Source organism: Clostridium sp. CTA-6, assembly GCF_054768115.1.
Window position 1 is genome coordinate 1 of sequence record NZ_BAAAAU010000026.1, and the last position, 1,880, is coordinate 1,880.

Consider the following 1,880-nt stretch of genomic DNA (forward strand, 5'->3'; position numbering starts at 1 on the left):
GACAATATATAATAGCAGTAAATGTAAAGGATAAATATAGTAATGCAAGTGTAGATGGAAAAGTAGAGAAAAATTTTAATGTTGATTATAATTCCGGAAAAGCAACTATACAAACATATGATATTATGCTAGATAATCAATATGTAACCTCATATCAATTACAAATAGGAAAAACATATACGATAAAAGGATATGCAAGTAGTACTAATAGAGTTTTATACGAATTTTGGGTTAAAGATTTAAATACAGGAACTTTAACAAAAATAAGAGAATATAAAGAAGACAGATATGCAAGTTGGGCACCTACAAAGCCTGGTAAATACACCATTATTGTTAATGTTAAAGATATATTCAGCTCAGATATTTTTGATTCAAAAGTAGAAAAAACATTTACAGTAATAGGTGAAGATGGTTTAATTAAAAACTATAAAAAAACAAATTATAATATAACATTAGATGAAATGCTAAATAAGCAAATGGACAATAGACCAGCTTATCATATGTATATACCAGAGAAGAATACTTATGAATGGAGATATGCTATTGTAAAGAATGGTAAAAAAGGATATTCAACTGATATAAATGGAGTTAATTGGGTGCAGAGTGATCAGCAATATGACTATATTAAATCAAGGGCTAGAGAATATATAGATCCAACTAATCAGATATATGATGATATTGGGCAATATCAATTTTTACAATTAAGCTACAATGAATGTACTACAGCAGAGCAACTAAATAATATGCTTAAAGGTAAGGGTGTGCTAGAAGGAAAGGGACAAGTATTCATTGATGCAGGAAGAGAAAGTAACGTAAGCCCTATATATTTAGTAGCACATGCTCTTTTAGAAACAGGAAATGGTACGTCAACTTTAGCTAAGGGCGTGGTGGTAAATGGAAAAATGGTTTACAATTTATTTGGTATAAATGCTGTGGATAGTGATCCTATAGGACAAGGATCTAAGTATGCTTATGAACAGGGATGGTTTTCAGTAGATTTAGCTATTAAAGGAGGGGCTAAATGGATTTCATCAGGATATATAAATAATGTGACGTATAAACAAGATACATTATATAAAATGAGATGGAATCCAGCTAATCCAACAGTACACCAATATGCAACAGATGTAAGATGGGTATACAATCAAATTGGAAATATAAAAAAAGTAATAGATGGATTGAGAGGGGCTACATTAAATTTCGACATACCAATTTTTAAATAAATATAAAAAAGGCTGTCTCAAAATAGAAAATATTTTCTATTTTGAGGTAGTTCTTTTTTATTATTATATTAAATGATATAATAATTTTAATTGATTTTTAATAGAATATTATTTTTTACAATTAGAAGAATTTCAAATGGAAATAGTATGCAATTGTAAAGTTTAAATTTAAAAATATTTATATAAATTACGATAAAATTATAAAGGCAACTATTGAAAGGGTGAGTTTATGATAAATAAAAAAAAGGGTTGTTTAGTCTTAAATATTATTTCACTTTTTTTTATGATTGGATTATTAATATTCCCTATGAGTGTACAGGCTTATAATAATTTAATCATAAATCTGGAATCTCCAAAGGAAAGTGAATTATTTAATGGAAATGATTTAAATTTAATAGGAACTGTAGATTCTAAGGAAAGACTAAAATTAATAGAAATTTATTTAAATAATGAGAAAATAGGACAAGCTAAAACAGAAACATCAGTAAATAAGGATAGTAGTTATTTGACTAATTTTGAATATAAAAAAGATATGTCGAATATTAAAAATGGAGAATACCTACTAAAAATTGTAGCTATAGATGAAAATGATAATAAAGAAGAGAAAAGTTTAAAAATATATGTTAAAAATCAACAGGAACAGACAATACAAGATAA

Annotated in this window: 1 protein-coding gene and 1 pseudogene; both read left to right on the top strand. The window is 26.5% G+C overall.

The annotated features are described in order from the left end of the window. Positions 1 to 1,223 (top strand): N-acetylglucosaminidase (locus tag ACYUDJ_RS21195; protein WP_460290027.1); only part of this gene is annotated, 1,223 nt, incomplete at its 5' end. A 229-nt stretch (positions 1,224 to 1,452) separates the two neighbouring features. Then, a pseudogene (locus ACYUDJ_RS21200) lies at positions 1,453 to 1,880 on the top strand (triple tyrosine motif-containing protein); the annotation flags it as partial.